The following is a 13,542-nucleotide window of genomic DNA, read 5'->3' as shown; positions in this document are numbered from 1 at the left end:
AGATTAATGAAGACTTGAATCCACCTCTTAAGGAGGCACTAGCATGTCAGATTACCTCGTAATCGTGGAGTCGCCTTCTAAGGCGAAGACCATTGAGAAATATTTAGGGAAAAAATACAAAGTTGTCGCGTCTATGGGACACGTTCGCGATTTACCTAAAAGCCAAATGGGGATAGAAGTAAAGAACAACTTCACCCCGAAGTATATTACCATTCGTGGTAAAGGTCCCGTCTTAAAAGACTTAAAATCAGCGGCGAAAAAAGCAAAGAAAGTCTATCTCGCGGCCGATCCAGACCGCGAAGGAGAAGCTATTGCTTGGCATTTAGCCAATACGTTAAATGTGGACGTTGAATCAGATTGCCGAGTTGTGTTTAATGAGATTACAAAAGATGCAATAAAAGAATCATTCAAACATCCTCGTGCGATTAACATGGATTTAGTAGATGCACAACAAGCAAGACGTATACTAGATCGTCTTGTTGGTTACAATATTAGTCCTTTATTATGGAAGAAAGTAAAAAAAGGATTAAGTGCAGGGCGCGTACAATCGGTAGCAGTTCGTTTAATTATCGAACGTGAAAGAGAAATTCAAAGTTTCGAGCCTGAAGAATTCTGGACAATTAAAACAGAATTTGTGAAAGGGAAAGACACATTTGAAGCAAGCTTTTACGGTGTAGATGGTGAAAAAGTTCAATTAACGAATGAAACACAAGTGAATGAAATAATTGAACAGCTGAAAGATAATGCGTTCTCAGTTGAAAATGTAACGCGAAAAGAGCGAAAACGTAATCCTGCATTACCATTTACAACATCTTCCTTGCAACAAGAGGCAGCGCGTAAGTTAAACATGCGAGCAAAGAAAACGATGATGCTTGCGCAGCAATTGTATGAAGGGATCGATCTTGGAAAACAAGGAACTGTAGGTCTTATTACGTATATGAGAACTGATTCAACACGTATCTCAGAAACAGCTCAAACAGAGGCACGTACTTATATTACTGAGGCGTATGGTACGGAATACATAGGAGCAGAAAAGAAGAAAGAAACGAAGAAGTCGAACGCACAAGATGCGCATGAGGCAATTCGTCCTACTTCGGTAATGAGAAAGCCAGAGGAATTAAAGAGTTTCTTAAGTCGTGATCAACTTCGATTGTATAAATTGATTTGGGAGCGATTTGTTGCAAGTCAAATGGCGTCTGCTATAATGGATACTGTGACAGCGAGACTCATTAATAACAATGTTCAGTTCCGTGCAAGTGGATCGGTTGTAAAGTTCCCAGGATTTATGAAAGTGTATGTAGAGTCGAAAGATGACGGGGCTGAAGAAAAGGATAAGATGTTGCCACCTTTAGAAGTAGGGGAAACCGTATTTTCGAAGGATTTAGAACCGAAGCAGCACTTTACACAACCTCCGCCGCGCTATACTGAGGCTCGTCTAGTAAGAACACTTGAAGAGCTTGGAATTGGAAGACCGTCGACTTACGTACCGACACTTGAAACGATTCAAAAACGTGGATATGTAGGTTTGGATAATAAACGCTTCGTTCCAACTGAACTTGGTGAAATAGTAATTGAACTTATTTTAGAGTTTTTCCCAGAAATTATTAACATTGAATTTACTGCTAACATGGAGCAAAGCCTCGATGAAGTAGAAGAAGGAAATGCAAATTGGGTAAAAATTGTTGATGATTTCTACGTAGGGTTTGAACCGCGTTTAGAAAAAGCGGAAAAAGAAATGCGTGAAGTAGAAATTAAAGATGAACCAGCTGGGGAAGACTGTGAATTATGTAATCACCCAATGGTCTTTAAAATGGGTAAATACGGGAAATTTATGGCTTGCTCGAATTTCCCAGATTGTCGTAATACAAAACCGATTGTGAAAGAAATCGGTGTTACTTGTCCGAAATGTGATAAAGGTCAAATTATTGAACGTCGTAGTAATAAAAAGAAACGTCTTTTCTATGGATGCGGTACGTATCCAGAGTGTGACTTTGTATCTTGGGATAAGCCGATTGGCCGTAAATGTCCGAAGTGTGAAGGTATGCTAGTAGAGAAGAAGTTGAAAAAGGGCGTACAAGTACAATGTATTTCGTGTGATTATGAAGAAGAACAACAAATGTGAGCGTAACTGCTCACATTTTTTTCGGGAAGAAAAGGAAAGGTGATAAATATATGACAACACAAGTAGTAAACGTCATTGGCGCAGGTCTTGCAGGAAGTGAAGCAGCTTATCAAATTGCAAAACGTGGTGTCCAAGTAAGATTATATGAAATGAGACCGGTAAGGCAAACGCCAGCTCATCACACAGATAAATTTGCAGAATTAGTATGTAGTAACTCACTTCGCGCAAACACATTAACAAATGCTGTTGGTGTTATTAAAGAAGAAATGCGTTTAATGGATTCTGTTATTATTCGTGCAGCTGATGAGTGCTCTGTACCAGCAGGAGGAGCTTTAGCGGTAGATCGTCATGAATTTGCGGCAAAAGTAACGGAATATGTGAAAAACCATCCGAACGTAACTGTGATGAATGAAGAAATCACTGAAATTCCAGAAGGTCCTACTATTATCGCGACAGGTCCACTTACGTCACCGGATCTTTCTGCACAATTAAAAGAATTAACGGGTGAAGACTACTTTTATTTCTATGATGCTGCAGCACCGATTGTTGAGAAAGACAGCATTGATATGAATAAGGTGTATTTAAAATCTCGTTACGATAAAGGTGAAGCGGCATATTTAAACTGCCCAATGACGGAAGAGGAATTTGACCGTTTTTACGAGGCTTTAATCGCTGCTGAAACAGTACCTTTAAAAGAATTTGAAAAAGAAATTTTCTTTGAAGGTTGTATGCCGGTAGAAGTTATGGCAAGTAGAGGAAGACAAACACTAGTATTTGGACCGATGAAACCTGTTGGATTAGAAGATCCGAAAACAGGGAAAACGCCATATGCTGTTGTTCAATTACGTCAAGATGATGCAGCGGGAACGTTATATAATATCGTAGGTTTCCAAACGCATTTAAAATGGGGACCACAAAAAGAAGTGTTACAGTTGATTCCAGGACTGGAAAACGCAGAGATTGTACGTTATGGTGTAATGCATCGTAATACGTTTATTAATTCACCTAACTTGCTTCGTCCAACATACCAATATAAACAACGTGATGATTTATTCTTCGCTGGTCAAATGACTGGAGTAGAGGGATATGTTGAATCGGCAGCTTCAGGATTGTTAGCGGGTATCAACGCTGCTCGACTTGTAAAAGGTGAAGAGCCGGTTGTATTACCACCTGTAACTGCAATGGGAAGTATGGCGAATTATATTACTGCGACAAACGCGAAAAACTTCCAACCAATGAATGCGAACTTCGGTCTGTTTGCACCGTTAGAGAAGAAAATTAAGAAGAAAGCAGAACGTAATGAAGCCTATGCAACACGCGCTTTAGAAACGATTCGAAATTTTGTAAATATTTAGTTAAATTTCTTGCAAAGGCTACTAAGTTGTGATACGATTTAGTAGCCTTTATTGAGGTGAATTGTGTGAATGTGAAGAAATTGTTACAATTATTCGTTGGATATTTACAAATTGAAAGAAATTATTCAAAATATACAATTGCAAGTTATCAAAATGATTTAGAACATTTTGTGCAATTTATGGAGCGAGAAGGCATATCCTCTTTTTTAGATATTACATACGCGGATGTTCGTTTGTACTTAACGACGTTGCACGATGAAAAGTTAGCCCGTAAATCTGTCGCAAGAAAAGTATCAAGCTTACGAAGTTTATATCGCTTTTTGATGCGTGAAGGTTATCGGAAAGATAATCCGTTTGCACTTGCGTCACTCCCCAAAAAAGAATTGTCAATCCCAAAGTTTTTATACGCTGAAGAATTAGAGGAATTGTTTGAAGTTTCTGATACGGAAACCCCGTTAGGTCAAAGGAATCAAGCTTTATTAGAATTGATGTATGCGACTGGGATCCGTGTGAGTGAATGTGTCAATTTACAACTTACCGATATTGACTTTGCAGTGGGAACAATTTTAGTAATGGGAAAAGGAAAAAAACAAAGATATATTCCGTTCGGGAGCTATGCACAAGATGCTTTAATTACTTATATAGAGAACGGGAGAAAACAGTTAGCCGAGAAAACTGAAGAGCAATCTCATATGGTATTTTTAAATGCGAAAGGGACGCCGCTGACAAGTCGAGGGGTACGCTATGTATTAAATGAACTCATTAAGAAAGCTTCACTGACAATGCGGATAAGTCCCCATATGTTAAGGCATACATTTGCTACACATATGTTAGATGAAGGGGCAGATTTACGTACTGTACAGGAGCTACTCGGTCATGAAAATTTGTCGACGACACAAATTTATACGCATGTCTCTAAAGAAAGATTGCGTTCTGTCTACATGAAGCATCACCCACGGGCATAAATTGCTTTTAAAGCTATAAAAACATATAAAGGAGTTTTTTCTATGGGAAATTTCCACGCTACAACGATATTTGCAGTTCATCATAATGGAGAATGTGCAATGGCTGGAGATGGCCAGGTGACGATGGGGAATGCTGTTGTAATGAAACATACAGCTCGTAAAGTTCGTAAACTTTTCCAAGGGAAAGTTTTAGCTGGTTTTGCAGGTTCGGTTGCTGATGCATTTACTCTTTTTGAAATGTTTGAAGGGAAATTAGAAGAGTACAATGGAAACTTGCAGCGTGCTGCTGTTGAGATGGCAAAACAATGGCGCGGCGACAAAATGTTACGTCAGCTAGAAGCGATGCTCATTGTCATGGATAAAACAACGATGCTCCTTGTTTCAGGTACGGGAGAAGTGATTGAACCGGATGATGGTATTTTAGCAATTGGATCTGGCGGGAATTATGCGCTTTCAGCAGGTCGTGCTTTAAAACAATATGCAAGTGAACATTTAACAGCGAAGCAAATTGCGAAAGCGAGTTTAGAAATTGCTGGCGATATTTGTGTTTATACAAACCACAACATAATTGTGGAAGAATTGTAGAATCGTAAGGGAGGCATTCTATATGCATTTACATTTTACTCCGCGTCAAATTGTGGAAAAATTAGATCAATACATTATCGGTCAAAAAGATGCGAAGAAAGCGGTTGCTGTAGCTTTAAGAAATCGATACCGCCGAAGTAAATTAGCTGAAAATCTACGTGATGAAATTGCACCTAAAAATATTTTAATGATTGGACCGACAGGTGTTGGTAAAACAGAGGTAGCACGACGAATGGCGAAACTCGTTGGAGCACCTTTTATTAAGGTTGAAGCTACGAAATTTACAGAAGTTGGATATGTGGGTAGAGATGTTGAATCGATGGTACGTGACCTTGTGGAAACGTCCGTTCGTATCGTGAAAGAAGAAATGGTAGTTAAAGTACAAGACAAAGCAGAAGAACAAGCGAACCAACGTCTTGTTGAAATTTTAGTGCCGAGTCCGGAGAAGCAATCTGGATTTAAAAACCCATTAGAAATGCTATTTGGTGGCACTCAAAATTCGAATCAAACAACAGATTCACAGGAAGATGTTGAAATCGAAAAGAAACGTCAAGATGTGGAAAGAAAGCTTGCTGCGGGGCTTCTTGAAGATGAAATTGTATCGATTGAAGTGACTGAACAACAGTCTTCTATGTTCGATATGTTGCAAGGAACTGGCATGGAACAAATGGGGATGAATTTCCAAGATGCGTTAGGAAGTTTTATGCCGAAAAAAACAAAAAAACGTAAACTTTCTGTAAAAGAAGCAAGAAAAGTCTTGACAAATGAGGAAGCACAGCGCTTAATTGATATGGATGAAGTTACACAAGAGGCTGTTTATCGTGCTGAACAGCTCGGGATTATTTTTATCGATGAAATTGACAAAATTGCTGGTAAGCAGTCGAATAGCGTAGATGTATCACGTGAAGGTGTGCAACGTGACATTTTACCAATTGTAGAAGGATCAAATGTTGCGACAAAATACGGATCAGTAAAAACGGATTATATTTTATTCGTTGCAGCTGGAGCGTTTCATATGTCTAAACCGTCAGATTTAATTCCGGAATTACAAGGGAGATTTCCGATTCGAGTAGAATTAACAAAATTATCAACTGATGATTTTGTTAAAATATTAATCGAGCCTGACAATGCGTTGATTAAACAATATATGGCTTTATTAGCGACTGAAGGTATAGAAATTGAATTTTCAGACGAAGCTATTCGTAAGATTGCTGAGATTGCTTATCAAGTTAATCAGGATACAGATAATATTGGAGCAAGAAGACTTCATACGATTATGGAGAAGCTCCTTGAAGATTTATCGTTTGAAGCATCTGAAATTACGTTAGAGAAAATAACGATAACACCTCAATACGTTGAGGAGAAATTAGCAACGATTGCTAAAAATAAAGATGTGAGCCAGTTTATTTTGTAATAGTGTCATCAGGTGACTCGCCCTAGTTTCCAAGTGATGAAAAAATATGTGAGTAACATGTAGGAGGAACTTTTGAAATGGAATTATTAGCAAAAACAAGAAAATTAAATGCGTTATTACAGAGCGCAGCAGGAAAGCCTGTAAACTTTAGAGAAATGTCTGACACAATGTGTGAAGTAATCGAAGCGAACGTATTCGTAGTAAGCCGTCGTGGTAAATTACTAGGTTATGCAATTCACCAACAAATCGAGAATGAGCGTATGAAACAAATGCTTGCAGAACGTCAATTCCCAGAAGAGTATACACAAAGCTTATTCAACATTACAGAAACATCTTCAAACTTAGATGTAAACAGTGCTTACACAGCATTCCCAGTAGAAAATAAAGAATTATTTGGTCAAGGTTTAACTACAATCGTACCGATCGTTGGTGGCGGTGAGCGTCTAGGTACATTAGTTTTAGCTCGTCTTGGTCAAGAGTTCTTAGATGATGATTTAATTCTTGCTGAGTACAGCTCAACTGTTGTAGGTATGGAAATTTTACGTGAAAAAGCAGAAGAAATCGAAGAAGAAGCACGTAGCAAAGCTGTTGTTCAAATGGCGATCAGCTCATTATCTTACAGTGAGTTAGAAGCGATCGAGCACATCTTCGAAGAATTAAACGGAACAGAAGGTTTACTTGTTGCAAGTAAAATTGCTGACCGCGTAGGAATCACTCGTTCGGTAATCGTAAATGCACTTCGTAAATTAGAAAGTGCTGGTGTAATTGAGTCGCGTTCTTTAGGTATGAAAGGAACATACATTAAAGTATTAAACGACAAATTCTTACATGAACTTGCTAAATTAAAAACAAACTAATTTAAAAAACTCTCCTCATTCTTTGAGGAGAGTTTTTTTGTGTATAACAGATTGATGTTGTTAGCAAATAGCGTCATAATCCCATTTTTGTGAAAAACTATGAATTGCATTTCACTTTTTTGCTTAAAAGAAATGCAGGCTGGTAATACTAGAATTCGAGTATGAACAAAGAAAGTTTTACATTGTTCGCATTTTCGACTTGATTGTAATATTTCAGTATGATATAGTAAGCAGTGGTGTCAGTACAAAGTACACACGTTTACTGATTTAAGTGTTGGTGCTACGTTTGTAGTTTCGCTTAGAGATGAAGTAAACGGAGGATATCAAAAACCATTTAGGAGGAACTATATTATGTCAGTAATTTCTATGAAGCAATTGCTTGAAGCTGGTGTTCATTTCGGACATCAAACTCGTCGTTGGAACCCAAAAATGAAGCGTTACATTTTCACAGAGCGTAACGGTATCTACATCATCGACTTACAAAAAACTGTGAAAAAAGTTGAGGAAGCTTTCAAAGTTATGCGTGACATCGCTGCTGAAGGCGGAGACATCTTATTCGTAGGTACTAAAAAACAAGCACAAGAAGCTATTAAAGAAGAAGCAACTCGTGCTGGTATGTACTTCGTTAACCAACGTTGGTTAGGTGGAACTTTAACTAACTTCCAAACAATCCAAAAGCGTATCAAGCGTCTTAAAGACATCGAAAGAATGCAAGAAGATGGTACTTTCGAAGTACTACCTAAGAAAGAAGTTGTTCAACTTAAAAAAGAGTTAGAGCGTCTTGAGAAATTCTTAGGCGGTATTAAAGATATGAAAGGTCTTCCAAGTGCATTATTCGTAGTAGACCCTCGTAAAGAGCGTATTGCAGTTGCTGAAGCACGCAAATTACACATTCCAATCATCGGTATCGTTGATACAAACTGTGATCCAGACGAAATCGATCACGTTATCCCAGCAAACGATGATGCAATTCGTGCTGTAAAACTTCTTACATCTAAAATGGCAGACGCGATCCTTGAAGCAAAACAAGGTGAAGAAACTGTTACTGCGTAACAAAGTTGGAAAGGTGATAAGGGGTTCGGCCTTTTATCACCTTTTTTAAGGTATAAACACCTTTATAAAAGGTATAAATACATATTTTAGGAGGATGAAAAGTATGGCAATCACTGCACAAATGGTAAAAGAATTACGTGAAAAAACTGGCGCAGGTATGATGGACTGCAAAAAAGCTTTAACAGAAACTAACGGCGACATGGAGAAGGCAATTGACTTCTTACGTGAAAAAGGTATCGCGAAAGCTGCTAAAAAAGCAGACCGCATCGCTGCTGAAGGTTTAACTTTCATCGAAACAAACGGTAACGACGGTTTAATCTTAGAATTAAACTCTGAAACTGATTTCGTTGCGAAAAACGAAGGTTTCCAAACATTAATTAAAGAATTAGCTGCTCACTTATTAGCTAACAAACCGGCTAACGTTGAAGAAGCTATGGCTCAAACAATGGAAAACGGCAAAAAAGTAGAAGAGCACATCAACGAAGCAATCGCTAAAATTGGTGAAAAACTTACACTTCGTCGTTTCGAAATCGTATCAAAAACTGATGCAGATGCATTCGGCGCTTACCTACACATGGGTGGACGCATTGGTGTATTAACAGTTCTTGAAGGTTCTACTGATGAAGCGGCTGCTAAAGATGTTGCAATGCACATTGCTGCAGTTAACCCTAAATACATCGACCGCGATGCTGTAACAGCTGAAGAAGTTGAGCATGAGCGTCAAGTATTAACACAACAAGCATTAAACGAAGGCAAGCCTGAAAAAATCGTTGCAAAAATGGTTGAAGGCCGTCTTGGCAAATTCTTCGAAGAAATTTGCTTACTTGACCAAGCATTCGTTAAAAACCCTGATATGAAAGTTCGTCAGTTCGTTGAGTCTAAAGGCGGAACATTAAAAGGATTCGTTCGCTACGCTGTTGGTGAAGGTATCGAAAAACGTGAAGACAACTTTGCTGAAGAAGTAATGAACCAAGTAAAAGGTAGTAACTAATACAGATTAGGGAACACATTGTGTTCCCTTTTTTAAAATAAAGATGTAAGCAATTGGAGGTTCATTATGAGTAAACCGAAATATAATCGTGTCGTTTTAAAGCTGAGTGGAGAAGCTTTAGCTGGCGAGCAAGGATTTGGAATTAACCCAGCTGTTATTAAATCAGTTGCGGAACAAGTGAAAGAAATTGCAGAACTTGATGTAGAGGTTGCTGTTGTTGTTGGTGGCGGTAACATTTGGCGTGGGAAAATTGGAAGTGAGATGGGCATGGATCGTGCAGGAGCAGATTACATGGGCATGTTAGCGACAGTTATGAATTCATTAGCTCTTCAAGATAGCTTGGAGAATATCGGAATTCAAACTCGCGTACAAACTTCAATTGAGATGCGTCAAGTGGCAGAGCCTTACATTCGTCGTAAAGCAGTTCGTCACTTAGAGAAGAAACGTGTTGTTATCTTTGCAGCAGGTACAGGTAATCCATACTTCTCTACAGATACAACAGCAGCATTACGTGCAGCAGAAATTGAAGCAGACGTAATTTTAATGGCGAAAAACAATGTAGATGGCGTATATAATGCGGATCCATCTATTGACCCAACAGCTACGAAATACGAAACGCTTACTTACTTAGATGTATTAAAAGAAGGTTTAGGTGTAATGGATTCTACAGCTTCTTCTCTATGTATGGATAATGATATTCCATTAATTGTATTCTCAGTTATGGAAAAAGGTAATATTAAACGTGCCGTTTTAGGTGAAAATATTGGAACAGTTGTAAGGGGGAAATAAATATGGGACAACAAGTATTAAAGTCTTCAAATGAAAAAATGGAAAAAGCAGTTGCTGCTTATTCTCGTGAATTAGCAACAGTTCGTGCTGGCCGTGCAAGCGCGTCTGTATTAGATAAAGTACAAGTTGATTACTATGGTGCACCAACACCAGTTGTGCAATTAGCGAACATTACAGTTCCAGAAGCACGTTTACTTGTAATTCAACCTTATGATAAAACTTCTATCGGTGATATCGAAAAAGCAATTTTAAAAGCAGATTTAGGCTTAAACCCTTCTAATGACGGAACTGTAATTCGTATTGCATTCCCTGCATTAACAGAAGAGCGTCGTCGTGATCTTGTAAAAGTTGTGAAAAAATATGCTGAAGAAGCAAAAGTTGCTGTTCGTAACGTACGTCGTGACGGTAACGACGATCTTAAAAAGCTTGAAAAAGCTGGCGAGATTACAGAAGATGATTTAAGAGGATATACTGAAGATATCCAAAAAGAAACAGATAAATATATTGCAAAAGTTGACGAAATCGCAAAAAACAAAGAAAAAGAAATCATGGAAGTGTAATAGCGATACCTTCGCAAATATGACCCTCTTCTTAAGGGGGTCTTTTTACACTTTTAGGCATACGTCTGCTTGCTGGAGGGTATGAATGATGTTTAAAAACTTTCCTTTTTTTAAAGGTAAAAAGGACACATCGTTTGATCATCTCGTTGAAGAAGTAAAAAAAGGATATATCCCAGAACATATTGCGATCATTATGGATGGTAATGGAAGATGGGCGAAGAGGAGAGCAATGCCTCGTATTGCGGGACATCATGAAGGTATGCAAGTTGTAAAGAAAATTACAAAATTTGCAAGTAAACTTAATGTGAAAGTGTTAACTCTCTATGCTTTTTCGACTGAGAACTGGAAAAGACCGAAAAAGGAAGTTGATTATTTAATGAAGCTTCCAGAAGAATTTTTAGGTACATTTTTACCAGAATTGATTGAAGAAAACGTACAAGTCCGAGTAATAGGGCAACAAGATCGTCTTCCTACGCATACACGCAGAGCGATGGAGAAGGCCATGGAAGAGACGAAAGAGAATACGGGATTAATTCTTAATTTCGCGTTAAACTATGGAAGTCGAGATGAAATCGTTTCTGCTGTGCAACATATGATGAAAGATAGTGAGGAAGGAAAAGTTCGTGTTGAAGATGTAAGTGAAGAAATGCTTTCTTCCTACTTAATGACGAGTTCTTTACCTGACCCAGAGTTGTTAATCCGTACGAGCGGAGAGCTACGTATTAGTAATTTCATGTTATGGCAAATTGCATATTCGGAATTTTGGTTTACAGATGTGTATTGGCCAGATTTTACCGAGGAACATTTGCTAAATGCGATTACAGACTTTCAACATAGAGGGCGCAGATTCGGAGGCGTGTAGAAAGAGAGGGTTTGGTAGTGAAACAGAGAATTATTACTGGAGTGGTTGCTGCCGCGCTATTCATTCCCATCGTAATTTACGGTGGCGTGCCTTTTACGGTTTTAGTGTATGCACTTGCTTCTATAGGTTTATATGAATTAATTCGTATGAATAAGCTTACGCTTATTTCAGTACCAACAGTTTTAGCTGCAGTATTATTATGGATTATTTTAATTCCAAGTAGTGCATCGGAACTGTTTACTTGGATTGGATTAGGTAAATTAGAAATCACATTTGTGATTGTTTTATTACTTTTATCATATACAGTCCTTTCTAAGAATACATTTACTTTTGACAATGCTTCATTTTTACTAATGGCAACAACATATGTTGCAATGGGATTCTTATATCTGAATGAAACGAGGATATTAGGAATTAAATATGTATTTTGTGCATTATTTGTTATATGGGCTACTGATTCAGGCGCATATTTCGTAGGAAAAGCATTAGGAAAAAGAAAATTATGGCCAGAAATTAGTCCAAACAAAACGATTGAAGGTTCATTAGGTGGTATCGTTTGTGGAATTATTGTGGCACTTGTTTACAACATGTTCTTCCCAGTTGAATCGAATGTATTGATTTTAATTGCGCTGACAATTATCATTTCTATTTTTGGACAAATTGGTGATTTAGTGCAATCTGCTTTTAAGCGTCATTATGGCGTAAAAGATTCAGGTACAATTTTACCTGGGCATGGTGGTATATTAGATCGAACAGATAGTTGGTTATTCGTTTTACCAATTCTCTACTTCTTATTACAATATAATTAATGAATGAACGAGGGGTTGGAATCATGAAAAACATTAGTTTATTAGGTGCAAGCGGATCAATTGGTACACAAACTTTAGATGTATTACGCTCGCACCCAGACCAATTCCGTCTCGTTGCTTTTTCTGTAGGGAAAAATATTGACTACGCAGTAAAGGTCATTCAAGAATTTTCTCCACAAATTGTCTCTGTGCAAAGAGAGGAAGATGTTTTAAAATTACAAGCTGTTTCTGGTAATACAAAAATTGTATATGGTAGTGAAGGGCTTTTAGAAGTAGCATTACATCCAGATGCGGAGATTGTAGTAAACGCTGTTGTAGGTAGCGTAGGGTTATTACCAACACTTCGTGCAATTGAGGCGAAAAAAACAATTGGAATTGCAAACAAAGAAACGTTAGTAACTGCAGGGCATCTTGTAATGGAAGCAGCGCGAAAACATAATGTTTCGTTACTTCCAGTAGACAGTGAACATTCAGCTATTTTTCAATGCTTGAATGGTGAAAATGAAAAAAGAATTTCTCGACTAATTATAACGGCTTCTGGTGGAAGTTTCCGTGATAAAACGAGAGATGAATTGCATCATGTGACCGTAGAAGATGCGCTTCGACATCCAAACTGGTCAATGGGTTCGAAAATTACAATTGATTCTGCTACAATGATGAATAAGGGGCTAGAAGTAATTGAAGCACATTGGCTTTTTGGTATCCCTTATGAGCAAATCGATGTTGTTTTACATAAAGAAAGTATTATTCATTCTATGGTTGAATTTGAAGATCGTAGTGTGATGGCACAGCTTGGCTCACCTGATATGCGAGTACCAATTCAATACGCGCTTACATATCCTGATCGATTACCTCTTTCAGACACAAAGCAGTTAAACTTATGGGAAATAGGAACGTTGCATTTTGAGAAGATGAACCAAGAGCGTTTCCGTTGCCTACGTTTTGCGTATGAAGCTGGAAAAGCAGGTGGAAGTATGCCAGCTGTAATGAATGCAGCGAATGAAGTAGCTGTTGAAGCTTTTTTACAAAAGAGAATTGGTTTCTTAACAGTGGAAGACCTCATTGAAAAAGCAATGAACCATCACAATGTCATTGCACGTCCGAGCTTAGAGGAAATTCTGGAAATTGATGCAGCCACAAGACGGTTTGTGATGGAACAAATTTAGCAAAGGTGGTATGG

General features: G+C 38.1%; 13 protein-coding genes. All 13 read left to right on the top strand.

What is annotated here, in order from left to right; translation table 11 throughout:
* The first annotated feature begins 43 nt into the window (after window positions 1-43).
* A complete protein-coding gene (topA, locus tag ACVWY7_RS09905) occupies window positions 44-2,122 on the top strand; it encodes a type I DNA topoisomerase (RefSeq protein WP_001286969.1) in 2,079 nt (692 codons plus the stop codon).
* A 50-nt stretch (window positions 2,123-2,172) separates the two neighbouring features.
* Window positions 2,173-3,477, top strand: a complete 1,305-nt coding sequence (trmFO, locus tag ACVWY7_RS09900; protein WP_001991958.1) for an FADH(2)-oxidizing methylenetetrahydrofolate--tRNA-(uracil(54)-C(5))-methyltransferase TrmFO — start codon at window positions 2,173-2,175, stop codon at window positions 3,475-3,477.
* 65 nt (window positions 3,478-3,542) lie between these two features.
* Window positions 3,543-4,442: a tyrosine recombinase XerC gene (gene xerC, locus ACVWY7_RS09895; protein WP_001101227.1), complete on the top strand. Its 900-nt coding sequence runs from the start codon at window positions 3,543-3,545 to the stop codon at window positions 4,440-4,442.
* A gap of 42 nt (window positions 4,443-4,484) precedes the next feature.
* Window positions 4,485-5,027: an ATP-dependent protease proteolytic subunit HslV gene (gene hslV, locus ACVWY7_RS09890; protein ID WP_000526272.1), complete on the top strand. Its 543-nt coding sequence runs from the start codon at window positions 4,485-4,487 to the stop codon at window positions 5,025-5,027.
* A gap of 22 nt (window positions 5,028-5,049) precedes the next feature.
* Complete coding sequence (gene hslU / locus ACVWY7_RS09885; RefSeq protein WP_000550088.1) at window positions 5,050-6,441, top strand: ATP-dependent protease ATPase subunit HslU; 1,392 nt, start codon at window positions 5,050-5,052, stop codon at window positions 6,439-6,441.
* A 77-nt stretch (window positions 6,442-6,518) separates the two neighbouring features.
* Window positions 6,519-7,298 carry a GTP-sensing pleiotropic transcriptional regulator CodY gene (gene codY, locus ACVWY7_RS09880; RefSeq protein ID WP_000421288.1) on the top strand — a complete coding sequence of 260 codons (780 nt, stop codon included), beginning with the start codon at window positions 6,519-6,521 and terminating at the stop codon, window positions 7,296-7,298.
* Window positions 7,299-7,649: 351 nt separating this feature from the next.
* Entirely contained in the window at window positions 7,650-8,351 is a 702-nt protein-coding gene (gene rpsB, locus ACVWY7_RS09875) for a 30S ribosomal protein S2 (RefSeq protein ID WP_000111483.1), read from the top strand.
* A gap of 103 nt (window positions 8,352-8,454) precedes the next feature.
* The gene (gene tsf, locus ACVWY7_RS09870; protein ID WP_001018581.1) at window positions 8,455-9,342 is read left to right on the top strand and encodes a translation elongation factor Ts; all 888 of its coding nucleotides are present in this window, start codon (window positions 8,455-8,457) and stop codon (window positions 9,340-9,342) included.
* Window positions 9,343-9,408: 66 nt separating this feature from the next.
* The gene (gene pyrH, locus ACVWY7_RS09865) at window positions 9,409-10,131 is read left to right on the top strand and encodes a UMP kinase (protein ID WP_000042663.1); all 723 of its coding nucleotides are present in this window, start codon (window positions 9,409-9,411) and stop codon (window positions 10,129-10,131) included.
* Between the two features lie 2 nt (window positions 10,132-10,133).
* Window positions 10,134-10,691, top strand: a complete 558-nt coding sequence (gene frr / locus ACVWY7_RS09860; protein WP_000531503.1) for a ribosome recycling factor — start codon at window positions 10,134-10,136, stop codon at window positions 10,689-10,691.
* 85 nt (window positions 10,692-10,776) lie between these two features.
* Window positions 10,777-11,553 (top strand): isoprenyl transferase, encoded by a 777-nt coding sequence (gene uppS / locus ACVWY7_RS09855; protein ID WP_000971301.1) that lies wholly within the window; start codon window positions 10,777-10,779, stop codon window positions 11,551-11,553.
* Between the two features lie 17 nt (window positions 11,554-11,570).
* Window positions 11,571-12,362, top strand: a complete 792-nt coding sequence (gene cdsA, locus ACVWY7_RS09850) for a phosphatidate cytidylyltransferase (RefSeq protein ID WP_000813583.1) — start codon at window positions 11,571-11,573, stop codon at window positions 12,360-12,362.
* Between the two features lie 23 nt (window positions 12,363-12,385).
* Window positions 12,386-13,528, top strand: a complete 1,143-nt coding sequence (dxr, locus tag ACVWY7_RS09845; RefSeq protein WP_000790359.1) for a 1-deoxy-D-xylulose-5-phosphate reductoisomerase — start codon at window positions 12,386-12,388, stop codon at window positions 13,526-13,528.
* Window positions 13,529-13,542: the final 14 nt, after the last annotated feature.

It is taken from the genome of Bacillus sp. TE9106W (assembly GCF_054062215.1).
The sequence above is the reverse complement of the archived record's forward strand: the minus strand, read 5'-3'. Positions and strand labels throughout refer to the sequence as shown.

Coding starts and splice junctions, on each gene's coding strand:
- trmFO (WP_001991958.1), top strand. CDS start 2,173: ATGACAACACAAGTAGTAAACGTCATTGGCGCAGGTCTTGCAGGAAGT.
- dxr (WP_000790359.1), top strand. CDS start 12,386: ATGAAAAACATTAGTTTATTAGGTGCAAGCGGATCAATTGGTACACAA.
- codY (WP_000421288.1), top strand. CDS start 6,519: ATGGAATTATTAGCAAAAACAAGAAAATTAAATGCGTTATTACAGAGC.
- hslV (WP_000526272.1), top strand. CDS start 4,485: ATGGGAAATTTCCACGCTACAACGATATTTGCAGTTCATCATAATGGA.
- frr (WP_000531503.1), top strand. CDS start 10,134: ATGGGACAACAAGTATTAAAGTCTTCAAATGAAAAAATGGAAAAAGCA.
- rpsB (WP_000111483.1), top strand. CDS start 7,650: ATGTCAGTAATTTCTATGAAGCAATTGCTTGAAGCTGGTGTTCATTTC.
- hslU (WP_000550088.1), top strand. CDS start 5,050: ATGCATTTACATTTTACTCCGCGTCAAATTGTGGAAAAATTAGATCAA.
- uppS (WP_000971301.1), top strand. CDS start 10,777: ATGATGTTTAAAAACTTTCCTTTTTTTAAAGGTAAAAAGGACACATCG.
- topA (WP_001286969.1), top strand. CDS start 44: ATGTCAGATTACCTCGTAATCGTGGAGTCGCCTTCTAAGGCGAAGACC.
- tsf (WP_001018581.1), top strand. CDS start 8,455: ATGGCAATCACTGCACAAATGGTAAAAGAATTACGTGAAAAAACTGGC.
- pyrH (WP_000042663.1), top strand. CDS start 9,409: ATGAGTAAACCGAAATATAATCGTGTCGTTTTAAAGCTGAGTGGAGAA.